We start from the raw sequence: 23709 nt of genomic DNA, 5'->3' as shown, positions 1-23709 counted from the left end.
AGGACTCATTTTCCCCTACCATTGCGCACATGACATCGGGATGGGGTGTGAGGACGTATGCCCCGCGTCAGGGGCGGATCACGAAAGGACAACGGCGTGCCCTCGATGCACTGAAACCACTCTACGCCGTGGATCTCACAGGTGGGAGGCGGCCGGTGGCGTCGCTCTTCCCCCGCCCGTTCGATCGCTACGTGCTCGAGATCGGTTTCGGCATGGGGGACGCCACCGTGGCACTCGCGGAGCGGTTTCCCGGGACGGGCTTCCTGGGGGTGGAGATCCATTCCCCCGGAGTGGGGAAGGTGCTGAGGGAAATCCATACGAAGGGACTCGACAACCTGAGGGTGGTGCAGGCGGACGTGTTCCTCGTCTTCGAACAGCTCCTCCTCCCGGACTCCTTCGACGGGGTACACATCTTTTTCCCCGACCCCTGGCCTAAGCGGAAGCACCACAAGCGGAGGATGATCCAGTCCCCGTTCCTCGACATCCTTCATCCCTTCATGAAGGAGGGCGCCTACCTCTACATCACCACCGACTGGGAGGACTATGCCTCCCAGATCCTCCAGGTATGCTCCTCCCATCCGGCGTTCGTGAACGAGTACGGGGGGTTCGCTCCGAGGCAGGTGTGGCGGCCCGTGACCAAGTACGAGCGGAAGGGGGCGAGGGAGCACCACCCCATCTGGGAGGTCTTCCTGTTCAAACGGACCTCCTCTCCGGGGTGAACTGCATATTCTTACGTTTTTTTTGCAAGAATATTGAATTTTTCCCCGATTTTTGCTAGTATACTGCAAAAATATGCAAGGGGGAACAGATGGAACTCACAGCCAGAGAGAAGGCCTTTCTCGAGAAGATCACCCCGATCGCACGAAAGAACAACACCATAGACCCCGCCCTCTACTCACGCTACAACGTGAAACGCGGCCTGCGCAACGAGGACGGAAGCGGTGTCCTCGTGGGGCTTACGGAGATAGGTGAGGTACACGGTTATGTGATCGACGAGGGAGAGGCGGTTCCCGTCCCTGGAAGGCTCCTGTACCGGGGCATCTCGGTGGAGGATCTCGTGGCGGGTTTCCAGGCCGACGGTCGTTTCGGCTTCGAGGAGACCGCCTTCCTCCTCCTCTTCGGGTACCTTCCTACGAAGAGCGAGCTCGAGGAGTTTCAGGCCGTGCTGGGAGAGAACCGCGATCTCCCCGGGGATTTCACCGAGAGCACGATCCTCAAGAACCCGAGTTCCGACATCATGAACAAACTCGCACGATCGGTGCTCACCCTCTATTCCTTCGATCCCAATCCTGAGGATCTGTCCATAGTGAATGTCCTCAGACAGAGCATAGAGCTCATCTCCCGATTCCCCGTACTGGTGGCGTACGGCTATCAGGCCAAGCGCCACTACTACCACGGAGAGAGCCTCTACATACATCCTCCTCAGCCCGATCTCTCCACCGCCGAGAACTTCCTGTACCTGATACGCCCCGACAAGGAGTACACCAGGAGCGAGGCGGAGATCCTCGACCTCGCCCTCGTCCTCCATGCGGAGCACGGCGGAGGCAACAACTCCACGTTCACGATACACGTGGTCACCTCGGCGGCCACCGACGTGTATTCCGCGGTCGCGGCGGCCATCGGCTCTCTCAAAGGGGCCAAGCACGGCGGAGCCAACATCAAGGTGATGGCCATGATGGAGGACATCAAGGCCCACGTGAAGGACTGGAGCGACGAGCAGGAGGTGAGGGACTACCTCGTCAAGATCCTCAACAAGGAAGCCTTCGACCGGAGCGGTCTCGTCTACGGCATGGGACACGCCGTCTACACGATTTCGGACCCCAGGGCGGTGCTCCTCAGAGAGAAGGCAGAGACACTCGCGAAGGAGAAGGGGTTCGAGGAAGAGTTCGGTCTCTATGAACTCATCGCCCGGCTCACCCCGGAGCTGTTCGCCGAGATAAAGAAGTCGAACAAGGTGATAGCACCCAATGTGGACTTCTATTCCGGCTTCGTCTACAAGATGCTGGGGATCCCCACCGAACTCTACACCCCCATATTCGCCATCGCCCGGATCGCCGGGTGGTCGGCCCACCTCGTGGAGGAGCTCATAAGCGGAGGGAGGATCATCCGTCCCGCCTACAAGAATGTGATAGGGAAACGCGAGTACGTCCCTCTCGACCGGCGGGGTTGAGCGGTCATGTGCGTGGCCCGGCCCGGGGCACGAAAAGGGGAGGGAGGTTGAACCTCCCTCCCATCCCTCCTTGCGAGGCCTCCTTTTTCTCTTTCACTCCTATTGACCTGCCTTTACCTCCTCCTGGCGCGACTGTGCTCTCTTTATCACCTCCTCGGCGATTCTACCCGATATCGGCTCGTAGTGGCTGAACTCGATTTCGAAGGACCCCGTTCCGGAGGTCATCGACTTGAGGTCGATGGCGTAGCGGAGGAGCTCCGCCTGCGGAACCAGGGCGTCGACCTCGACGATCCCTCCTCCTATGGGCTTCTGTCCCAAGACCTTCCCCCGTCGTCCGCTCAAGTCGGAGAGGATGTCGCCCAGATACTGTTCCTCGATGAAGACCGTGAGCTTCATGATGGGTTCGAGGAGCACGCAGCCCGCCCTCGTGAGGGCGTCCTTGAGCGCCTCCCGGGCCGCGATCTTGAACGCCAGCTCCGAGGAATCGACCGGGTGCTCCTTGCCGTCCACCACGGTGGCTTCCAAGTCCACCACCGGATACCCGGCGAGGATGCCCGCTTCCATCCCCTCTCGCACGCCCTTCTCCACGCCGGGGATGTAGTTCTTGGAGATGGCGCCGCCGTGGATGGCGTTGTGGAAGGCGAAGATCTCTCCCCTGGGAAGGGGTTTGATCTCCATGACCACACGGGCGTACTGTCCGTGCCCCCCGGTCTGTTTCTTGTGGGTATACTCCGCGGAGGCCGGTTTCGTGATGGTTTCGCGATAGGCCACTTCCGGGGTCTTGGTGTGCACGTTGATCTTGAACTTCTCCCTGATCTTGTTGAGGATCATGTTGATGTGGAGCTCGCCCATTCCTGAGATCACGGTCTCCTTCGTCTCGGGGTTGTAGGTGAGGGTGAAGGTGAGGTCTTCCTCGGCCTCCCTGTGGAGGAGTTCGCCCAGCTTGTCCTGCTCCTTCTTGGAGTCCGTCCCGATCGCGAGCGAGAAGATCGGTTGAGGGAGGGCGAGTGGCTTGAACCGGAAATCGACCTCCTGCGCGGCGAGGGTGTCGTTCGTTCTGAGGGAGTCGGCCTTTGTCACCACGGCGATATCCCCTGCCACTGCCCCCGAGGTCTCGACGAGTTTCTTCCCGATCGCGGTGAACACCTTGGAGATCCGTTCTTTCTTCTGTTCGGAGAGGTTGAGGACCTCGGTGCCGGGTGTGAGACTCCCCTGTACGACCTTTATGAAGGAGAGCTTTCCCGAGAACTGATCGTAGAATGTCTTGAACACGTATCCGCAGAAGGGCGCATTCGGATCCACGGGCAGGCGATCCTCCTCCCCGTTCCGGAGGATCGGTTCCGAGAGGGCCTCGGGAGAGGGGGCGATCTCGTTTATGACGTGGAACAGATCGTTGATACCGGAGTGGAGGAGGGCAGATCCACAGAGCACGGGCACGAACTTGTTCTCCTTGAGCCCTTCGGCGAGCCCGCGTTTCGCCTCTTCGATGGTGAGCGTCCCGGCCTCGAAGTACTTCTCGGTGAGCTCGTCATCCCCTTCGGCCGCCGCTTCTATGAGTTCGAGATGGGCCTGTTCCGCCGCCTCCCGGTATTCCTCCGGTATGTCGACCTCCTTCTCCTGCCCGTCATCCATGACATGTGCCTTCATGGTGAGCAGGTTGATCACACCCTTGTAGTCCGTTCCCTCACCGAGCGGGATGGTCACCGGGATGAAGGTCTTCTGGAATCGTTCTTTGAGGTCCTCCACGGTCTTGTTGTAGCCCGCATTGTCGAGCTCTATCTTGTTGATGAAGACCATCCGCGGCATGTTGCGCATGTCGAGCCTTCGCCAGAGCTTGATCGTCTCTATCTGGACGCCGGACTTCGCGTCCACCACCATGAGGGCGCAGTCGGATGCCCGGAAGGCGGAGATCACTTCACCTATGAAGTCGCCGGCTCCCGGGGTATCGAAGAGGTTGATCTTTATGTCCTTCCAGGTGAAGGCGGAGAGTGCGGTCTTTATCGAAAAACGGTTCTCTATCTCCTCGGGGAGGAAATCGCTCACCGTTCTGCCGGACTCGACGGTCTCGGGCTTGTCTATCACCCCCGCGGCGTAGAGGATGTGCTCTACGAGGGTGGTCTTCCCCGTTCCCCCGTGTCCCACTACGGAGAGGTTTCGGATGGTGGCGGTACTCACAGACATGGCGCACTCCTTTCCCCTGGTGATACATCTAGGTCTTACTACTATAGGGGCGGGGAAAAAGAGTTGTCAAGAAAAATATTCTGGATCGTTTCTTGTGCAGTTGATTGATTACGTGTATAATGAGAGCATTATCATACGGGAGACAAAGGATGCGCATCAGAACGAGATTGATCCTCCTCCTCGTCACGGTGGTCACCGGGATAGGGCTCATTCTCGCAGGGATCACCATCCGCAACAATCTCGTCACCGCTCTTGGGGCCCTCCAGTCGGCTGGCTACGACGTGCTCTTCGCGGCCCATGGTTTCCTGGAGAGCACCGCCGAGGTGCTCGCCTACGACCACGAGGAACGCGGGGTGTACCTCGACACCGTGGTGGAGGAGTGGAGGCAGAGCATCGACCACCTCGGCAGCGCGCTCGGGGCCCTCGTGTCGCACCCCGGGAAGCGGCTCCTCCCGAAGGGGCTCCAGCAGGAACTCGACGCAGCCTATGAGTCCTGGGAGAAGGAGGACATCCCCCTCCGCATGGAGGTGGCCTACGAGTACCTTCAGGCCATCATCAACACCAGCGAGATCCCGAGGGACAGGCTCTTCGGCATCCTCCAGATACAGAGTTTCCTCTATCAGCAACAGGAGACCCTCCATCATGAGGATGCGGGTATCGCATCTACAGTGGGGCTCGCCCTCTCCCGCATCCAGCAGGCCTGGAACCAGGTGGTGATCGCCCGAAGGGTGATAAAGGACTTCCTCGCCACCCGGGTGGAAGGGGTCATAGAGAAGGTCGATGCAGAGGTGGCCCGGATCACCCTCTGGAGCCAGATCGCCCTCGTGCTCTTCACCTTGGCGGTGATCATCCTCTCCTCCCTCTTCGTGGTCCGGATCAGTTCGACGCTCGCGAGGAGGATCATTCACCTCGAGCAGGTGATGAACCAGGTGAAGGACCGTGATCTCATGGTCGTGGCGAAGGTGGAAGGAAGGGATGAGTTGGGCAGCCTCGCGAGGAACCTCAACGAGGTGCTCGACACCCTGCGCGACTTCCTCCTCTCGGTCCGCGAGGCCTCCCGCAACGTCGAGGAGCTCAAGGACGTCCTCGCAGGCGGCGCCGCCCAGTCCGCCAGCGCCCTCAACCAAATCACCCGCACCATCGAGTCCATCCGCGACCTCGTCACCCGCCTCGATGCCAACCTCGACGCCACCTCCTCCGCCATCTCCTCCATCGTCGACCGCATCCACTCCGTCGTCTCCCAGATCCAGACCCAGGCCCGCAACATCGCCGAAAGCTCCGCCGCCATCGAACAGATGAACGCCTCCGTCCAGCACGTCGCCTCCCTCGCAGAGGACCGCCGTGCCCGCACCGCCGACCTCCTCTCCGTCATCCACGACGGCGGAGAAAAGGTCAGCACCACCAACGAGGTCATCTCCTCCATCCACCGCGAAATCTCCGACATCCAGGAGATCATCGAGATCATCGACACCGTCGCCGAGCAGACCAACCTCCTCTCCATGAACGCCGCCATCGAGAGCGCCCACGCCGGCGAGGCCGGCCGCGGCTTTGCCGTCGTCGCCGAGGAGATCCGCAAGCTCGCAGAGTCCACCGGCGAGCACGCCGACCGCATCAGCCAGTCCCTCTCCCGCATCACAGACCGCATCCAGCAGGCCCTTCACGCCAGCGACGAGAGCCACCACGCCTTCGAGAACATCCGCCGTGACGTCTCCCAGTTCGCCACCGCCCTCGACGAGATCGCCGCCAGCATGACCGAGCTCTCACGCGCGAGCTCCTCCATCCTCTCCGCCACGCACGCCATCAACGAGATCACCACCCGTGTACGGGAAGGAGCGGAGGACATGATGCAGAGGGCAGGGCAGATCCGGGATGCTGCGGAGGGATCTCGAAACATCTCCCTCGAGGTGAGGAAGGGGGTGGAAGAGATCGAACGCGGCACCAGGGAGATCCTCCAGGCGGTGAACACCATAAGCGACCTCGCCCAGGAGAGCCGCAACCGGATGGTGGAACTCCACAAGGTGGTGGAGACCTTCAGGATCGAGGAGGAGCCGGACGCATCGGCGGTTCAGGCGGAATAGGACGTGTGAAGCCGGTCTGATCGCACCTCGGAACGCGTGCATCTACGAACGCGGTCTCGCCTGCTCCTCCTTGGGGGCGAAGTGACTGAATTCCATGGAGAAGCTCGCCCGTCCCTGGGTGACGCTCCTCAAGGCGGTGCTGTAGCCGAACATGCGTTCGAGGGGAGCCTGCGCATGTATCTCCTCCACGGTGCCGCGGGACTCGATCCCCTGTATGACTCCTCCTCGGCCGGAGAGCTGGTTGACCACCTCCCCGAGGAACTCCGAGGGGGTGATGACCACGATACGCATGATGGGCTCGAGTAGCACGGGGGCCGCCTCCCTGCAGGCCCGCTCGAAGGCCCCGCTCGAGGCCGCCTCGAAGGCGAACTCCGTACCGGTCTCGGGATCGAACTCCACCTCGCGCAGTTCAGCCTCGACGTCCACGAGGGGGTATCCAAGGAGGATGCCGCCTGTGAAGGAGGCCTCCACCGAGCGGCGTATCGCCTCCAGGATCTCCTCCGGAATCCTGTTCCCCCTCACCTGAGAGACGAAGCGGTTGCCCGTTCCCCGCTCTCTGGGCCGCACCGCGATCGTGACGGTGGCGCGCTGTTCCTTCCCGCCGATGATCCTGTCGAAGGTCTCGGTGACCGTGGCCTCCCTGGTGATGGTCTCGCGGTAGGTGACCCTCGGCTTGCCCGTCCTCACGTCCATGCCGAACTCGTCCTTTATCCTGGTCACCACCACCTCCAGGTGGAGTTCCCCCATTCCCGAGAGGAGGATCTCCCCGGTCTCCTCGTCCTCTTTCATGGCCAGGGACGGGTCCTCCGTGGTGAGGACGGAGAGGGTGTCGAGGAGCTTCTTCCTGTCCGAGAGCGTCTTCGGCTCCACCGAGATGGAGATGACGGGTTCGGGCAGGTGCATGCGCTCGAGGAGCACGGGCTGTCCCTCGGAGGAGACGGTATCGCCTGTCTGGGCGAGTTTGAACCCCACGACCACACCTATGTCCCCGGCCCTCAACGTATCGAGCGGCTCGGTACGGTTCGCATGCATCCGGAAGATGCGGGTGATCCGTTCGCGTTTCTTCTTCGCCACGTTGTAGACCGTGGTGCCCGTCTTGATGCTTCCGGCGTACATTCGGACGAAGCACAGGTTCCCCGCATCCCTGTCCGCATGGATCTTGAAGATCAGGCCGAGCGGTTGACTCGACTCCTCCTGCGGTATCTCCACCTCCTTTTCCTTCTTCACATGATAGGCCTTGATGGGCGGCAGGTCGGCTGGTGAGGGGAGGTACGAGATCACCCCATCCAGAAGAGGTTGCACGCCCATGTTCCTGAGAGAGCTCCCGCAGAACACCGGTGTGATCTGACGTGCGAGCGTGCACGAACGTATGGTGCGCAGGATGAGGTCCTCCGGTATCTCTTTGCCCTCGAGGAAGAGCTCGGTGATCCGGTCAGAGTAGGTGGAAAGGGAATCGAGCAGGCGTTCACGCCACGCGGCGGCCATCTCCTCCATGTCCTCGGGGATCGGCAGGTAGTGGTATTCCGCCCCCTGCACCTCCTGGTTCCATTCGATCATCCTCATCGTTATGAGATCGATCACCCCCCGGAACGACTGTTCCTTCCCCACGGGGATCTGGAGGGGGACCGGATGCGCACCGAGTTTCTTCTCCATCTCCTCCAGCACGGCGAAAAAATCCGCCCCCATGCGGTCCATCTTGTTCACGTAGGCGATCCTCGGCACCCCGTAGGTGTCGGCCTGGTGCCACACCGTCTCGGACTGCGGTTCCACTCCCCCCACGGCACAGAAGATCACCACCGCGCCGTCGAGCACCCGGAGGGCGCGTTCCACCTCCACGGTGAAATCCACATGGCCCGGGGTGTCGATGATGTTTATCTGATGATCCTTCCAGAAACAGGTGGTGGCGGCCGCCGTGATGGTGATACCGCGGTTCTGTTCCTGCTCCATCCAGTCCATGGTCGCTTGGCCGTCGTCCACCTCTCCGATACGGTGGGTCTTCCCCGTATAGTAGAGGATCCGCTCGGTCGTGGTCGTCTTGCCGGCATCGATGTGTGCGATGATCCCTATGTTGCGAATTCTCGTCCTGTCCATAGCTCCTCGTGCGACCGATCGTAGCATATTCCGGGGGAAAAGAGAAGGCCTGTATTTCCTTTCGATACTCGGTTATACTGTCCCTATGGAAGCGAGCGTCTTCTCCCGCCTGGTGAGAGAACTCTCGGCCGAAGAACGTGAAGCCCTGAGAAAGAAGCTCCTCGACGAGCAGACGCACCCCGAGGATCTTCCCCTGGGTGCCACGGAGGAGGAGCTCCACCTGGAGGATCAGAACTATGAGGAGGTGTGGGACCGGCTCTCCCTCATCCAGAAGTTCCTGGTCTTCCTCAAGGAACTCTTCACGGGCATCTCACGGGAGCTCTCCATCAAACAGTATCTTCTCAGGAAGGTGCGGGGGCGTATCCAGCGGAAGGACCCCCTCCTCCTCCACTTTCCGGAGAAACGCCTGGGGGTGAGGCTCTACGAGAGGATCCGGGAGATCGCCCGGAAGACGAGCATCCTCAGGGAAGAGCTCGGCCCCCTCTGGACGAGGGACCACGAAGATGCCTTCCTCGCCGCCCTCTTCGCCTTCGTGAGCCCCGAGGTCGACACGGAACTGCAACAGCTTCTCCTCGTGGATCGTATGGAGGAAAGGGTCGAACGTGAGGCGCCGGGACTTGCATTTCCCGAGAGGCGGAAGGAGATAAAGAGGCGACTCTCGGAGGGCATGGAACGGATCTTCTCCTATATTCCCACCACGACCCGGAAGAGGATGCAGGGAGCCGCCCGACTCCTCTCATATCTCAAGCAAGTGTGCGAGTTCCCCTATGCGACGATCCTCTCGTTCTGGGAGGGAAAGGGCAAGATCTCCTCACCCGGATGGGAGAATCCCGATCTGAAGAGGCGTCTTCTCGAGATGGCGAGTCTCCTCTATGCTGAGGTGGAGCCCCCTCCCAGGGGGTTCTTCCATTTCCTCTCTCTCTACCTGGAGGGCCTCCGGGAAGAGGACGGGGTTCCTTCTTCCGGAACCGATGTGGAGGCTTCGCTCCTCAGGGTCATACAGGAGCTCACGGAGGAGGTACACCGGCTGCCGCTCCTGGACGTGGCACGCGTCGTGTCGGGAAACCCGGTCTTCGTTCCCTCGCCCTTCGCAGGGGGAGAGGAGTGGCTCGTCCGTGTCCGGCGCTACTGGGACCAGGTGCTGCAGGAGTCCTTCGACCGGTTCGTCATCCGCAGGGAGAAGGAGGACCTGGAAGAGAGGATGTGTTCCTTCCTCGGAGTGGAGGATCTCTCTCCGCTTCCCTACTATGGATACTTCATCGACGACGAGTTCTTCCCCGGGAAGTTCGCCCTCTCACTCCGTTTCACGGTGGAATTCGCCGAAAAACTGTTCTTCCCGCAGTACCTCACCTGGCTCAACGTGATCATGATCGACGGGGCCTTCTACAAGGAAGAGAACCGGATCCAGCTCGTGGATTCCTTCACCGTGCTCACCGGCATGAGGGAGGTGTTGGCGGATCTGGCCCTGCGCTTCTCTCCCGAAGGGGAGATAGGCAGGAGGCGGCGCATGGTGGAACAGGAGTCCATCATCAAGCCACTCAAGCGGCGTCGACTCGAGGTGGTCATGGAACAGGAGGAAAAGCGGATAGGACGCTGGCTCTCTTCCCTCCAGGAGGCGGCCGATCTCCTGGGGAAGGTGCTCGGCGGCATCCTGTGGGGGAGGAGCGGAGAACCCTTCGACACCCTTTCCAACCTGGAGGACCTCGACGTGAGGGAACACCGGCGCCTCAGGAAGTCGCTCACCGAGGTGCAGCGTGGCATCGCACTCATGGCGGGGCTGCTCAGGGAGTCGCTCGATCTCGAGTCGCGGGAGAGGGGATAGGAGTCAGTCCGTAAAGAGACTTCTTCCCTCGATGAGCTCGGGCCGGTATTCGAAGTGCATGTTGTCCCACACCGGCCACTTCCCCCCCCAGATGAATCCGTGTGCCTCGAAGACCTCTATCACCTTGAGAGGCGGCATCCAGCGTTCGGAGAGGGGGATGAGCATCCAGCGGTCGTTACCCTTGTTGCGTTCCCAGTACCAGTAGAGGGTCTTACGCTGCCATCCCGCCGGGAGGAGGTCGAGGGCGATCCCCATGCTGTGGAACGACCTTCCGGAGGTGTCCCTGATGGTGCGCCAGGAATAGCCTTCGACGACCTCGAGGGTATGTATGAATCCCGCGGTCTCGGGGTCTTCCTCCGCGAGACGCAAGAGGGCGGCCTCGATGCGGGCGAGCGGCTCCACGATCCGCTCGTGGACCTTCACCTTCTTGCCCAGGAACGAGACCTGGACGATGTGCCGCTCCACCTGTTCCATGGAGGCCGAATCGTAGACCAGGTCGAAGAAGAAGGTGGGGGTCACCCGTCCTGAGCTGCGGTTCTCCGGGGAGGCGAATCGGACGATTCTCTCTATGTCTTCCTCGGTGAACCTGCCGGGATCGGGGATCTGTTCCGCATAGCGGTAGATGAGCATGCGGTACCGATCCTGGTCTCCGACCCGATCGGGAGGGAGGAACCGACCCCCGGCGCGGTAGAAGACCCCGGTGCGCCCCCCTGCGCTCACGACCAGACGCCAGTCCCCCTGCTCATGATCGTAGACCGGATCGAAGGTGAGATCGGGATACGCATTCCTGAGCACGGAGAGTTCGGGGAAGGGAGGAGGTGTGGGTTCCTCCGGAGGAGGGGAGGAGGTGACGAGAAAGGGGCCCGCGAGAATCGGCACGCGCAGGATGAGGTAGAGCCCCACGATGAACTTCGTTGAACCCATGTCGATCCTCCTTCGTGGCGTCTGTTATATATTACTGTATTTGTCATGATTCGACAGCATTCCGAGGGACGAGGGGGATGTCCTCCGGCACAAAAAACGTCCTGCAGGAGAGGTCCTGCAGGACGTGCCTGGAGCGCCCGATGGGAATCGAACCCACATCATCAGCTTGGAAGGCTGAGGTACTACCATTGTACGACAGGCGCCGATTTCCCGGGCGATGCACATAGTACAAAAAGATGTGGTCGGTGTCAATATTTTCGACCGGATCCCTTGATAATTCTGGGGAAGGGATTATCATTGAAAGAGGAGGATACGGAATGAGGTTTTTGATCGTGGAAGACGATATCGCCGCTCGAGTGGTGCTCACCAAGTATCTGGAACGTATCGGAGAATGTGTGGTGGCAGAGGACGGGATCGAGGGCTTCGAGGCCTTCGTCGAGGCATGGGAGGGGGGGGAGCGCTTCGACGTGGTGTTCCTCGATATCATGATGCCGCGCATGGATGGACAGGAGACGCTCAGGAGGATCCGGGAGTTCGAGCGTTCCAAAGGGGTGGATCCTTTCACGAGCACCAAGGTGCTCATGACCACCGCGCTCAACGATCCCCAGAACGTGATCCAGGCCTTCCACGAGGGAGGGGCGCAGGGATATCTCGTGAAACCCATACGCAAGGAGCGTCTGTACGCAGAGCTCGTCTCCTTGGGGATTCCGGTGGACTAGGGGGGAACCACCAAGGATGGGAGACCATGGTGCTGAAAAAGGAGGAGTCGGTCGGGGTCTTCACCGTCCTCGTGCTTGAAGACGAGCCGGTCGTGGCCCTCGACATAAAGTTGCACCTCGAGCACATGGGCTACAGGGTCCCGGCGGTCTTCTCCTCGGCCGAAGCCTTCCTCTCCCATTGGCAGGAATACGATCCCGATCTCATCCTCATCGATGTCCAGCTGGAAGGGGCCATCGACGGGATCTCGGCGGCCCGGCACCTCAAGGAACAGAGCGATCTCCCGTTCATCTTCGTCACCGCATATGCGGACGAGCACACCATAGAACGGGCGAAGGAGGTGGAGCCCTTCGCCTACATCCTCAAGCCCTTCGACGAGCGGGAGCTCAAGGGTGCCATAGAGCTCGCCCTCTACAGACACCGTGTCGCCTCCGAGCTCAAGGAGCGGGAGAAACTCTTCTCGACCACTCTCCAGAGCCTGAGGGAAGGGGTGGTCATCACCGATGCCGAGGGGAGAATCCGCTTCGTGAACAGGGCGGGGGAGGCCCTGCTGGGACGGTCGGAGTCAGAGGTGTCGGGACGGAAGTTCGAGGAGGTGGTGCGTCTCTCGCCGTACGAGGAGGAGGGGGAACGGCGGGAGGGGATGTTCGTCCTGGGCGATCGCCTCGTGGAGTACTCCGAGACCGATCTGGTGTGGGACGTACCGAGAGAGTCGTTCGGCAAGGTCCACGTGTTTCACGACTTCACCCACTGGATGGAGACGGAGAGTAAGCTCAGGGAACGGGAACGACAGCTCCTCCAGTCACAGAAGATGGAGGCGGTGGGTCGTCTCGCCGGCGGAGTGGCCCATGATTTCAACAACCTCCTCACTGTCATCATGGGCTATTCGAAGCTCATCCTCCAGGGACTTCCGGCCGATTCCCCCCTCAGGAGCGATGTACAGGAGATACAACGTGCCACCCTCCGTTCCTCGCACCTCATACGTCAGCTCCTCCTCTTCTCCCGCCACCAGATGGCACAGCCCGAGGTGGTGGACCTGAACGAGCTCCTCCGGGAGATGGAGCGCCTCCTCCGGAGGGTCCTCCGCGAGGATATCGCCCTCACGCTTTCCTGCCTGGCGGGATCTGCACGGGTCTACGTCGATCCGGCCCAGTTCGAGCAGGTGGTGGTGAACCTCGCAGTGAATGCGCGGGACGCCATGCCGGACGGCGGCATGCTCACCATACAGACGAGAAACGAGGTCCTGCGGGAGGAACGAAAAGGGGCCCTCGTCTCCGTGCCTCCAGGCGAGTACGTGGTGTTGGATGTCTCGGATACGGGATCGGGGATCCCTCCGGCGATTCTCCCCAGGATTTTCGAGCCGTTCTTCACCACCAGGGAGGACGAAGGTACGGGCCTCGGACTGTCCACGGTCTACGCGGTGATCACCGGCGCAGGGGGGTTCGTGGACGTCTCGTCCACACCGGGCAGGGGGACGACCTTTTCGCTCTACCTTCCTCTCACGGACCGGCAGGCGCGGAAGCCGGAGGAAGTGAGGGAGGAGCCGCACCCGGCCGGGGGGTCGGAGACCATCCTGGTAGTGGAAGACGACGATCACGTGAGGGATTTCATCCACCGGAGTCTCCAGCGGAGGGGGTACCGGATGCTGGTGGTGGGGAATCCCGGGGAGGCCCTCCTCCTGAGCGAAGAGTACAAGGGTCCCATCCACCTGGTGATCACGGATCTCATCCTCCCCTATATCGACGGGAAGCGCCTCGTCGAACGGCTCAGGAAGGCGAGGCCCGAGACGAAGGTGCTCTTCATCTCGGGGTATCCTCCCTCCATGATAGGGGAGCGGTTCTCCCTCTCTCCGGAGGAGCCTTTATTGCAAAAACCGTTCGATCTTGATACACTCCTGCGCAAGGTGAGAGAGGTACTGGAGTCCTGACTCTCTCCGTATATCCCCTCCAAGAAGAAGGTTATGACCGAACGCCAGCAGACTCTGCGTAATTTCTGTATCATCGCCCACATCGATCATGGGAAATCGACGCTCGCCGACAGGTTCATCCAGCGCGCGCACATCGTGGACGATCGGGAGTTCCACGACCAGATGCTCGATACCATGGACATCGAACGCGAACGGGGGATCACCATAAAGTCACAGACCGTGAATCTCCCCTACGAGGCTTCCGACGGTACGCTCTACCGGTTCAATCTGGTGGACACGCCCGGCCACGTGGATTTCTCGTACGAGGTCTCGCGCGCCATCTCGGCGTGCGAGGGTGCCCTTCTCCTGGTGGATGCCACGCAGGGGGTGGAGGCGCAGACCCTCGCGAACATGTACATGGCCCTCGAGTACAATCTGGAGATCATCCCGGTGATCAACAAGATAGATCTTCCCGCCGCGGACGTGGAGGGGGTGAAGGAACAGATCGAGCACGAGCTGGGGCTCCCGGCGGATGAGGTGGTGTCCATCTCGGCGAAGATGGGGACGGGTCTGGAGCGTCTCTACGAGGCGATCGTGGATCGGATCCCTCCTCCGTCCGGTGATCCCAAGGGGCCGCTCAAGGCCCTGGTCTTCGACTCGCACTACGATCCCTACCGCGGGGTGGTGCTCTACATCAGGGTCTTCGAGGGGTCGGTGGGTCGGGGGGACGAGGTGCTCCTCATGTCCTCCGGCGCCCGCTACGGGGTGGAGGAGGTGGGTATCCTCAGGATGCGGGGGCTTCCCGTGGATCGTCTCGAGGCGGGGGACATCGGATACCTCATCGCCGGCGTGAAGACCATCCGGGACGTGAGGGTGGGCGATACCATCACCTCGGCCGCGCGTCCGGCCGCCGAAGCGGTGCCCGGGTTCAGGGCGGTGAAGCCGGTGGTCTACTCCTCCATCTTCCCGGTGGACAGCAACGACTACGAGGAGCTGGGGAAGGCGCTCGAGAAACTGGTGCTCAACGATGCCTCGCTGGTGTACGAGAAGACGTCCTCCTCGGCCCTGGGGTTCGGATACAAGTGTGGATTCCTCGGTCTGCTCCACCTGGAGGTGGTGCAGGAGCGCCTCGAGCGGGAGTTCGGGCTTTCGGTGGTCTTCACGGCCCCCTCGGTGCAGTATCGGGTGAGGCTTCGGAACGGTGAGGTGGTGACCATAGAGACCCCGGACGAGTATCCCGATCCTTCCAGGATCGAGGAGGTGGAGGAGCCGTACATAAAGGCCACGATCATCACCCCGGACGAGTATGTGGGGCCCATCATGAAGCTGTGCATGGACAAGCGGGGGGTGCAGACTTCCATGATCTATCTGGACAGCAAACGGGTGGAGCTCATCTACGAGATGCCGCTCGCCGAGGTGCTCTTCGACTTCTACGACAAGCTCAAGTCCATAAGCAGGGGATACGCCTCGTTCGACTACGAGATCCTGGGGTTGCGTCCCACCGATGTGGTGAAGCTCGATATCCTGGTGAACGGCAAGCCGGTGGATGCCTTGTCCCAGCTCGTCTTCAGGGGGAATGCGGCCACCCGTGCCCGGGCCATCTGCAGGAAGCTCAAGGACGAGATCCCCCGACATCAGTTCAAGATACCCATCCAGGGTGCGGTGGGGAGCCAGATCATCGCACGGGAGACGATTCCGGCCCTGCGGAAGGATGTGACGGCGAAGTGTTACGGCGGGGATATCACCCGGAAACGGAAGCTTCTCGAGCGCCAAAAGGAGGGGAAGAAGCGGATGAAGATGATCGGCGAGGTGGAGGTGCCGCAACGGGCGTTTCTCGCGGCGCTCAAGGCGGGGGAGGGTGAGGAGTAGGTCCAGGGGTGCCGTCCGGGTATGCAGATGGTGAGGGAGGGGGTGCCCGTGTGACGGGCCGTGGTGCAGGGGCGGCCTTTGTGCGGGTGCGGGGTGTCGTCCCAGGGGCGGGTGCCCGGAAGGGCGGGAAAGGGTGTGCGTCCGGTGGTGCGTGTGCGGTGTCTCAGGTGGGTCGTTCCAGGATGGTCCGCGCGATCTTCGTGCTCCGCAGGAGTTCGGCGAGGATGGCGTGGGCGGCCGCCCGTGTGCCGGGGTGGGTGGGGTCGGGTTGGATGCCGGGGAGGAGCGGTTCGAGGTAGTCGGGAAGGGTGGGGGTGCCGGAGGAGAGGGTGCTGAGGGTGTGCTCGAGTTCTTCCTCGAGGCGGGTGAGGAGGGTGGCAACGGTCCAGGGCTCGGGGGGGGTGTAGGGGGGTGCTGCGGGAGATGCGGCGAGGGAGGGGATGGTTTCGGAGTCGATGAGGGGGATGTGGGGGCAGGGGGGGATGGGGGTGAGGGTGTGGATTCGAGGATGGATGTGTGCGAGGTCTTCGAGCTGGCGTGCGAAGGTGCGCAGCGGGGGGGTGGTGTGGAGCCGGGGGTGTGAAGGGAGGGGGCGGTGGCCGGGGGGATAGGTGAGGGAGGGCCAGGGGGTGGTGCGGGTGCGGGCGGCGAGCTGGAGGGTGTGGTGGAGGGTCCCGGGGCTGTGGGTGAGGCCGGGGGGAAAGGAGAGGTCGAGGCCGGCGAGGATGACGGGGCCGTCCGAGAGGAGGAGGGCGAGGAGGGCGGCGAGGGTGCCGACGGAGCCCATGGGCGGGACGAGGGGAAGGCGGGGGAGGTGTTCGGAGAGGAGGTCGAAGAGCCGGGAGGGGAGGAACCGGGAGCACAGGGGGTGGCGCGGGCCGTGGAAGTGGCGGATGGCCGAGGGATGGGCGACGAGGTCGAAGAAGAGGGGGATCCCGGGGGGGATGCCGGCGAGGTCCAGGGCGTTGAAGGCCTGGGGGTCGAGGAGGAGGACGGCGTCGGGGGTGATGCCGGCGGAGAGGAGGGTGGGGGCGGCGGTGTCGGCGGCGAGGAGGAAGAGGGAGGTGCGGTGCCGGCGTATGGCCGGGAGGGCGAGGGGGAGGCTCGGACCGGCTGCGGCGACGAGTACGGGGCGGGAGGGGCGGGGATAGGGGACGGTGTGGGGAAGGGAGGGGAGGTTGAGGATGAGGTTGCGGAGGTAGCGGGGGCCGAGCCGGATGAGGGTGAGGCGGTTCTGCCATGCACGGTGGAGTTCCCGGCGGTGGTGCTCGAGCCACTCGGTGTAGGTGCGTGGGGCGAGGCGGTAGCCGGAGGAGAGGTGGACGGGCTGGATGGCGCGGAAGCGGGCGGGGGGGAGGGGGTCGTCCGGGGCGAGGAGGGGGATGTGGGAGAGGGAGGGAGGGCGGCGGGAGGCAGCGAGGGAACGGAGGAGGGGGTCGGCCTCGAGGGCAACGAGGGTACTCGTTGGAGGGAGACGCGAGACGAGTTCCTCTACACCGTACCAGAAGAGCGGTGAGATGATCACATAGAGGGTATGTGGAGAGAGAGGAACGCGCCGGGCTTTCTCCCCGGCGCGGCTCTTCGGTGCTTCAGGGTGATAGAGAGAAACACCTCTGTATCTGAGACTCTCCCCCTCGTCGGTGGGAACGATCTCGAGGTCCCTCTCTCCCGCGTTCCTCATTGGCTCTGGAAATAGCGCACGAACACTTCGTTGAACCTGTCCTCGAGGAGATCCTTGTCCACGAGGAGGTTCACCACGTCTCCTTGCATGAAGCGCTGTGCGAAGTACGAGTAGAAATCGCGGGAGAAGGTATCATCGTCTTCTGGTTCTGTCTTTTCGGCTTCTATGAAGGCGACGAGAAGCCCGCCTTGAAGGTTCACCGGGTCCGTCACGCCTCCCACGGGGGTGGAGAACACGCGTTCAAAAAAGGTCTCGCTGTAGGCGGCCGCCTGAAGGATGTTCCCGTCATCGGTGTTCGCCACAGGCGAGGGGAACATCTCGAGATTCCCGTAGTTGATCGCAAAGTAGCCGGTGGATCCCGGCGTCTTGCCCTGATCCCGTGCCATGGCCTCGAATTCGTCTAGGGACTGTGCCACGCGGAGCGCCGAGGCCTTGGTGGAGAAGTACTCCTCCACGATGTTCCGCTCGTAGCTGAGGAGGTAGTTCTTGATATAGTCGAGGGTATCCTTCCTCGTCAGATCGGGGGCCTCGGCTTCCTTGTCGCAACGCACGATCACCCACGCCCCGGAAAGCGTGGTAAAGACGCCCAGGATGTCTCCCTTCTTCATCGAGAAGATGGTGGCAAGGTCATCCTCCGAGAGGAGATCCTTGAGGTCGGCATACCGGACCACACCCATCTTCCCGCCTTGCGAGGCATTCGGATCCCGTGAAGAGGCGCGTGCGAGCTCTTCGAACCGTTCGGGCTCCTTGAGGAGGGTCTGGTAGAGCTTCTCCGCTTCTATCTGGCTCGAGGTGATGGTGATGCGGCTCAGCTCCATGGTCCTGAAGAGATCGGGATGAGCCTCTCCGTATGCCTTCGCCTCGGTCTCGGGATACTCGTCGAAATCATAGACGAGATAGCGGATCTTGCGTTGTGGATAGTTCATCCCGGCTATGAACGAGCGCTCGGCCTCTGAAACCACACTCCCGAACACGAGGTCGTTCACCACTTGCTGGGAGAGGATGGTCTCCCGGTAGAACTTGCGGATCTGATACCGTTCGGCCGGTGGAGTGGCCAGATAGCGATCCTCGCTGAATTCCCCGTCTTCCGTGTACTCTCTCATCACCGCACGATCGAGGGCCTTCGAAGACACATGGAGCCCTGCGTCCTGGGCGAGCTTCAGTGCGGCGAGGTGGAATACCGTATTGTTGAAAGCGGTCCTGAGTATCTGATAGGTGAGAAACTGACTTTGCTCGGCCGTGACGTTCTGCTGACGGATCTGATCGGAAAGCCGTTCGATTTCACGCTGAAAATAGGTGTAGGGCATCTGGGGGAGCTGTTCCACGGGCATCCCTGCGTACTTTCCGTACACGATCTTCGTCTGCGATCCCACACCTGCGGAGGGCACTCCCACGAAGATGAACGACACCACGATGATGGCGAATACGATGATACTGCCCCAATAGAGAGCCCCTCTCTTCCTGTGCGAGTCTCTCTGCTCTTCCTTTACCTTCTTTGCCATACGTATCCCTTTGCTTGCTGGTCAGATTATTGAAAGCGTTCTCACGATAGCACGAGTATCTTGGGCTGTCAATTGTAGAGGTTTCCAGGAAGTGTCAAGGAGGAGTTGTTGACATTGAGCTGGAGTTGATAAGGGGTGCGTCTCCCACACTGCGTGTGTATCTGCATGCCCACCACGTAGAGGCCTACCGCCTCATCCGCATGGGCACGGCTCATATACCCAGGATACCGTCGAAGAAATGTCCTCATGTGCCGAAAGAGGTTCTCCACAAGGGCGTTCGTCCTCACCTTCTCCTTCCACTCATAGGGCAGCTCCAGATAGGAGAACAGTCGGTCCTTCCGCCACAAAAACACGGCGCTCATCACCAGCGCACGGGATCCCCCTTCCTTTCAGCCTCTCAGGGGCCTTCTCTGCCTCTTCCTTAGGTCAGAGAGGGTCTGCTGTCTCTCACCTAGTGCGCGTGTCTTGCCGCGCTTCATGGGGTATCTCCTCCTTAGGTGATGGTGGTTTGAGATGGGAGATACCCCTTATCTTTTTTTCCCGCGTTTTTCAACACTCTATGTTACAGGCCCCTATTCAAGGTCTGCTTGACAGAGTGCGTCTTTTTGTGTATAGTCCACGCGTCACGTGGGGGCGTAGTTCAGTTTGGTTAGAACGCCGGGCTGTCAATCCGGAGGTCGCGGGTTCAAGTCCCGTCGCTCCCGAAGCCCCGAAAGGGGCTTTTTTTCATCGGGCTGTAGCGCAGGGGCTAGCGCGCTTGGTTCGGGACCAAGAGGCCGCGGGTTCAAATCCCGCCAGCCCGAAGACGTGGACGATGTCACGGCAACAAACTACGAGGTATGACCTCATCTCTCAATCTGCGGTAGACGAATGGGAACGAGAGGGGGGGAAGGCGGGCCTTTGACGTGTGAACCGCGAGACACACGTTTTCCTCTCTGAAAGCGAAAAGGTCCCAACGATCAGGAAAGCACCTTCTGGAAACGCATGACTCACCTGCAGGTCGGCGGGTGTGTTTCCAGCCATTCCCTTATCACCGCCGCTCTCTCGAGTCTCCCGAGGGTTCGATACGCATGGTATTCGTATTCCAGGGAAAGTACGGGGATCTTCCTGCCGTCCAAGGTGATCCAGCATCTATGCGGTGTCACGTCCACTGGAGGCTCCCATGTGCCGTCAGGGAGTCGTTTCTGGATCGCCCCCATCATCTCGACTTTGACGGTGTCGATCATGCACGCACCCAGATGAGAGCGGATGCGCTCCGATCTGATGTACTCGACCGGTCTCGTGACGTATTCGCTCAGGCGGGCTTCAATCTCGTAGGCGCCTTCCGCGTTAGTCTGGATGTCGATATCGTGTATGTCGAGCGGAAGCCCCTGCAGAACCATCCCCAGGCTACCCGTGATCACCCAGGGATGCGGTATATCTCTCAGTCGCTCCTCAATGAGGAGGAGAACTTCGCGATACAGGGCAGGAAGCATACTCTCCTCATGTTCCACCCTCTGGGAATTTCACCATACTCCCCGGGTCTTTCCCTGTCAAGGAAACGAGAGACGGTGATCCACATGATCGGAAGCGAGCCTTCGAAGCGGCTCATCGTGCGGGCGGCTCGAGCACGTAGAGTCTGCCGTTGGGGTGGTCGGTGATGAGGAGGATGCGGCCTGCGTGGTCCTGGGCCACGTCGCGCACCCTTCCCCCCGTGTCCTTCAGCAGGACCTCTTCGTGTACCACGTTATCCCCTTCGAGGACGAGGCGCCTCAGGTGGGTGCCCGCGAGGGCCCCGATGAAGAGGTTGCCCTTCCAGCGGGGGAAGGCCTCTCCTGTGTAGAAGAGCATCCCGGAAGGGGCTATGGAGGGGCTCCAGTAGACCACCGGCTGTTCCATGCCGGGTGCGTGGGTCCCTTTTCCTATGGGTGCCTGAGTCCCGTACTCCTTGCCGTAGGTGATGACCGGCCACCCGTAGTTCCTTCCCGGGAGGACGATGTTCACCTCGTCTCCCCCGAACGGCCCGTGTTCGTGGGCCCAGAGGATGCCCGTCTCCGGATGGACGGCGAGGCCCTGCACGTTCCTGTGTCCCAGGGAGTAGAGCGCGGGGTGGAAGCCCGTTCTCCCCACAAAGGGGTTGTCCCGGGGGATGGTGCCGTCTTTGTTGAACCTGAGGATCTTACCGGCGGTATCGGAGGGGTCCTGGGCCCTGTTCCGCTCGCCCCGCTCGCCGGTGGAGACGAAGAGGGTGCCGTCGGGGGCCCAGGCGAGCCGGGACCCGAAGTGCCTTCCGGATGAGGTCTTCCGCTCCATCTCCCAGAGGATGCGCACATCCTCGAGGCGCGTCCCCGAGAGACGGGCCCGCGCAAGGGCGGTGCCAGAGGTCCCGCCGGGCCCCGGGGCGGCGAAGGTGAGGTAGAGGTACGGCTCCTCCGGAAAGGCCGGATCCACCTCTACATCGAGGAGTCCGGCCTGGCCTGTGGCCCTCACGGCCGGAACGCCGGTGATCCGCACCTTTTTCCCCCCCTGCACGAGCCAGAGGTTCCCCTCCCGCTCGGTGATGAGCAGACTTCCGTCGGGGAGGACTGCCATGCCCCACGGGTGCGAGAAGGTGTGCGGCGTCTCCACCAGGAGAAACGTCTCCTCCTCCGAACGGACCACACGGCCTTCCTCTGCAGAGAGAACCACGCCCCCCAGTATGAGAAGACCCACCGAGATGAGAGTGCGAAGCGTCATTTTCTGCTCCCTACTATGAGTAATATACTACTATTTTACTCAGGTAACCATTCCGCTCCACGGCCGGTGTGCACCCCATGAGGGGATGTGGTATCCTTACCTTATCATGCGGGTAGCGGGCATTGATGGAGGCGGGGGTGCGTGGACGGTGGCGCTATGGGAGGGGAGGAGCGTGCGCATCCAGAGGTGTCGCTCTCTCCGAGAGGTGATCCCCCTGAGCCCGTCCGTGGTGGGGATCGACATGCCCATCGGCCTTCCCTCAAGGAGGGAGCCCGGCGGAAGGCGGGCCGACAGGGAGGCGAGGAGGCGCCTGGGAAGGAGGGGCGTGTGCGTCTTCAGCCCTCCGGTGCGGGAGAGCCTTTCCGCGGCCACCTACAGGGAGGCACTCGGGATAAACCGGGAGGCAGGAGGGGGGATCTCGGTCCAGTGCTTCGGGCTCTTTCCCGCACTCCGGGAGCTCGACGACTGGATGCGGGAGGACCCCTCGCGTCGGGACTGGGTGAAGGAGGTGCATCCCGAGCTCTCCTTCATGGCGATGAACGGGGGCAGGCCGATGGAGCAGAGCAAGCACACGCCGGAAGGGATCCGGTGCCGCATCTCGCTCCTCGACGAGGCCCTCTTCCTCCCGCGGTGCGGGAGGAGGATGGAGGAGGTGCTGGGCCCCCTTCCTGCGGCATGGCGCGAGCACGTGGTGGATGCGTGCGCAGCCCTCTGGAGTGCGTTGCGCATCGTGGAAGGGACGGCCGAGAGGCTCCCCCCCGAGGAGGAGCGGGACTCCTGCGGCCTCCCCATGGAGATCTGGTACTAGTCCTCGAGCACGAAGATCTCCACCCGTCGGTTGAGGCGGCGTCCCTCCTCGGTGTCGTTCGGGGCCACCGGCTCGGTGCCTCCCTTGCCGAGATAGATGAGCCTTTCGGGCTTCACCCCGCGCTTCACCAGCTCCTCCACGATGGTCTTCGCCCGCGCCTCGGAGAGGGCCATCTGTCCGCGCGGCTTGCCCACGTCGGCGGTGTGGCCCACCACCAGGATCGTCCTATCAGGGATCGCGTTGAGGGCCTCTGCGAGGAGGTCGAGCTTCTCCTCTTCCCCCGGGAGGAGGACGGCCTGATCGGGGAGGAAGTGGAGGGTCCGCAGGGTGATCTTGATCCCCTCGGGGACCTCTTCCACCGAGTTCTCCTCGCCGAGTGAGGGGATGCGTTCGCCCGGTGCGGCGAGAGACGGAGCGCTGGGCGGGAGAGAAGCCTCGGGCGCAGGGGAAGGCGGGGAGGAGAGGAGGGGAGAGAGACGCTCCGAGAGGAGGGTGATGGTGGTACCGGGCTGGAACGGCACCACCTCCCGATACCAGATGAGGCTGAAACCCTTCGCCGCAACGACGGTGCCGTCTCTGTAGAGGAACCGGTCGTCGAAGGTGTCCTTCATGAACCTGAGCACCCCTTCCTTCGAGAGGTAGATGGTGAGCACGTGGCTCCCCTCGCTCCTCGCGAGCTTGGGGTCTCCTCCGGGATCGTCTCCCCTATAGCGAAGCCCGAACCTGGCCCACAGGACGAGCACCTCCTCGTCCTCGTACCAGGTGGTGCCCTGGAAGCGGTACTCCACCAGGACATCCACCCGGGTGGGCGTCCCCTTGCCTTCCGGGTCCACGTACACCGTGCCCGGTCCCTGCCAGGACCCCTCCATGGGGATCCCGTCTTCCGGGATGAGGGGGATACCCTGGTGGGAAGGGAACGGCGAGGAGGGGAGCGCCGCCGATCGAGGGGCGAAGGGGTAGAGATCCACCTCGATGGCCTCGTCGACCCTTCGGGGAACGGAGGGGGCGAGATGGGTGAAGCGTTCGAGGAGAAAGGCCGTGCCGCGGTAGTGGGGGCCGTGGGGAGAGGGCTCCACTTCGAGCCGTCCCCTCATCTCCCTGTAGAGGTGGCCCTGGTACCTCCCGTTCCTGGTGAGGGCGTAGTTGTGTTTTTCCACCACCCTCACGATGGGCAGGAGGGCGGGCTCGGCCGAAAGGAGTGTCGGCCCCAGGAGGATGAGAAAGAAGAAGAGAACCCGCATGAAA

General features: G+C 61.9%; 16 protein-coding genes, 3 tRNA genes and 1 pseudogene. 10 read left to right on the top strand and 10 right to left on the bottom strand.

The features are described 5' to 3' along the window. The first annotated feature begins 29 nt into the window (after nucleotides 1-29). Together trmB and STHERM_RS05750 are read left to right on the top strand one after the other, a co-directional pair. Nucleotides 30-719, top strand: coding sequence for a tRNA (guanosine(46)-N7)-methyltransferase TrmB (gene trmB / locus STHERM_RS05755; RefSeq protein ID WP_041623318.1), 690 nt, complete (start codon nucleotides 30-32; stop codon nucleotides 717-719). Nucleotides 720-808: 89 nt separating this feature from the next. Beyond that, nucleotides 809-2170, top strand: coding sequence for a citrate/2-methylcitrate synthase (locus STHERM_RS05750; protein ID WP_013313944.1), 1362 nt, complete (start codon nucleotides 809-811; stop codon nucleotides 2168-2170). 99 nt (nucleotides 2171-2269) lie between these two features. Here STHERM_RS05750 and fusA (STHERM_RS05745) read toward each other — a convergent pair whose 3' ends face one another. After that, nucleotides 2270-4351 (bottom strand): elongation factor G, encoded by a 2082-nt coding sequence (gene fusA / locus STHERM_RS05745; protein ID WP_013313943.1) that lies wholly within the window; start codon nucleotides 4349-4351, stop codon nucleotides 2270-2272. Between the two features lie 149 nt (nucleotides 4352-4500). Between fusA (STHERM_RS05745) and STHERM_RS05740 the strand changes: the two genes are divergently transcribed. Continuing rightward, on the top strand, nucleotides 4501-6429 hold the full coding sequence (locus tag STHERM_RS05740) for a methyl-accepting chemotaxis protein (protein ID WP_013313942.1): 1929 nt from the start codon (nucleotides 4501-4503) through the stop codon (nucleotides 6427-6429). Between the two features lie 42 nt (nucleotides 6430-6471). Here the strand turns inward: STHERM_RS05740 and fusA (STHERM_RS05735) are convergent, their stop codons facing one another. After that, the gene (gene fusA / locus STHERM_RS05735; protein ID WP_013313940.1) at nucleotides 6472-8520 is read right to left on the bottom strand and encodes an elongation factor G; all 2049 of its coding nucleotides are present in this window, start codon (nucleotides 8518-8520) and stop codon (nucleotides 6472-6474) included. A gap of 85 nt (nucleotides 8521-8605) precedes the next feature. On the opposite strand from fusA (STHERM_RS05735), the gene STHERM_RS05730 reads away from it, so the two are divergent. Further along, nucleotides 8606-10342, top strand: coding sequence for a DUF5312 family protein (locus STHERM_RS05730; RefSeq protein ID WP_148223875.1), 1737 nt, complete (start codon nucleotides 8606-8608; stop codon nucleotides 10340-10342). A 3-nt stretch (nucleotides 10343-10345) separates the two neighbouring features. Here STHERM_RS05730 and STHERM_RS05725 read toward each other — a convergent pair whose 3' ends face one another. Beyond that, nucleotides 10346-11266: a M15 family metallopeptidase gene (locus STHERM_RS05725; protein WP_013313939.1), complete on the bottom strand. Its 921-nt coding sequence runs from the start codon at nucleotides 11264-11266 to the stop codon at nucleotides 10346-10348. Between the two features lie 129 nt (nucleotides 11267-11395). After that, nucleotides 11396-11469 (bottom strand) — tRNA-Gly (locus tag STHERM_RS05720). A 114-nt stretch (nucleotides 11470-11583) separates the two neighbouring features. Here STHERM_RS05720 and STHERM_RS05715 point away from each other — a divergent pair. The 3 genes from STHERM_RS05715 to lepA are packed head-to-tail and all read left to right on the top strand — an operon-like array spanning nucleotide 11584 to nucleotide 15758. Then, the gene (locus STHERM_RS05715; RefSeq protein WP_013313938.1) at nucleotides 11584-11985 is read left to right on the top strand and encodes a response regulator; all 402 of its coding nucleotides are present in this window, start codon (nucleotides 11584-11586) and stop codon (nucleotides 11983-11985) included. A gap of 26 nt (nucleotides 11986-12011) precedes the next feature. Beyond that, the gene (locus STHERM_RS05710; protein WP_013313937.1) at nucleotides 12012-13910 is read left to right on the top strand and encodes a response regulator; all 1899 of its coding nucleotides are present in this window, start codon (nucleotides 12012-12014) and stop codon (nucleotides 13908-13910) included. 33 nt (nucleotides 13911-13943) lie between these two features. Continuing rightward, nucleotides 13944-15758, top strand: a complete 1815-nt coding sequence (lepA, locus tag STHERM_RS05705) for a translation elongation factor 4 (RefSeq protein WP_013313936.1) — start codon at nucleotides 13944-13946, stop codon at nucleotides 15756-15758. Between the two features lie 163 nt (nucleotides 15759-15921). Here the strand turns inward: lepA and STHERM_RS12660 are convergent, their stop codons facing one another. The 3 genes and pseudogenes from STHERM_RS12660 to STHERM_RS05690 all read right to left on the bottom strand — a co-directional run. Continuing rightward, nucleotides 15922-17439 carry a 6-hydroxymethylpterin diphosphokinase MptE-like protein gene (locus STHERM_RS12660; RefSeq protein WP_013313935.1) on the bottom strand — a complete coding sequence of 506 codons (1518 nt, stop codon included), beginning with the start codon at nucleotides 17437-17439 and terminating at the stop codon, nucleotides 15922-15924. Beyond that, entirely contained in the window at nucleotides 17436-18941 is a 1506-nt protein-coding gene (locus tag STHERM_RS05695) for a peptidyl-prolyl cis-trans isomerase (RefSeq protein ID WP_013313934.1), read from the bottom strand. Before STHERM_RS05695 ends, STHERM_RS12660 begins: the two co-directional genes overlap by 4 nt. A gap of 68 nt (nucleotides 18942-19009) precedes the next feature. Beyond that, nucleotides 19010-19364 (bottom strand): annotated as a pseudogene (locus STHERM_RS05690) (hypothetical protein); the annotation flags it as partial. Between the two features lie 206 nt (nucleotides 19365-19570). Here STHERM_RS05690 and STHERM_RS05685 point away from each other — a divergent pair. Beyond that, nucleotides 19571-19645, top strand: a tRNA-Asp gene (locus STHERM_RS05685). A 26-nt stretch (nucleotides 19646-19671) separates the two neighbouring features. Next, nucleotides 19672-19744, top strand: a tRNA-Pro gene (locus STHERM_RS05680). A 186-nt stretch (nucleotides 19745-19930) separates the two neighbouring features. On the opposite strand, the gene STHERM_RS05675 is transcribed toward STHERM_RS05680, so the two are convergent. Then, nucleotides 19931-20416 (bottom strand): nucleotidyltransferase domain-containing protein, encoded by a 486-nt coding sequence (locus STHERM_RS05675; protein ID WP_013313932.1) that lies wholly within the window; start codon nucleotides 20414-20416, stop codon nucleotides 19931-19933. A 112-nt stretch (nucleotides 20417-20528) separates the two neighbouring features. Further along, nucleotides 20529-21656, bottom strand: coding sequence for a PQQ-dependent sugar dehydrogenase (locus STHERM_RS05670; protein WP_013313931.1), 1128 nt, complete (start codon nucleotides 21654-21656; stop codon nucleotides 20529-20531). 106 nt (nucleotides 21657-21762) lie between these two features. On the opposite strand from STHERM_RS05670, the gene STHERM_RS05665 reads away from it, so the two are divergent. Continuing rightward, nucleotides 21763-22464, top strand: a complete 702-nt coding sequence (locus STHERM_RS05665) for a DUF429 domain-containing protein (RefSeq protein WP_041623739.1) — start codon at nucleotides 21763-21765, stop codon at nucleotides 22462-22464. Here the strand turns inward: STHERM_RS05665 and STHERM_RS05660 are convergent. Next, nucleotides 22461-23705 carry an OmpA family protein gene (locus tag STHERM_RS05660; RefSeq protein WP_013313929.1) on the bottom strand — a complete coding sequence of 415 codons (1245 nt, stop codon included), beginning with the start codon at nucleotides 23703-23705 and terminating at the stop codon, nucleotides 22461-22463. The two genes, STHERM_RS05665 and STHERM_RS05660, sit on opposite strands and share 4 nt — an antisense overlap. Nucleotides 23706-23709: the final 4 nt, after the last annotated feature.

Origin of the sequence: Spirochaeta thermophila DSM 6192 (assembly GCF_000147075.1) — a bacterium.
Lineage (GTDB): Bacteria > Spirochaetota > Spirochaetia > Winmispirales > Winmispiraceae > Winmispira > Winmispira thermophila_A.
This window is presented reverse-complemented; position numbering and strand designations above follow the sequence as displayed.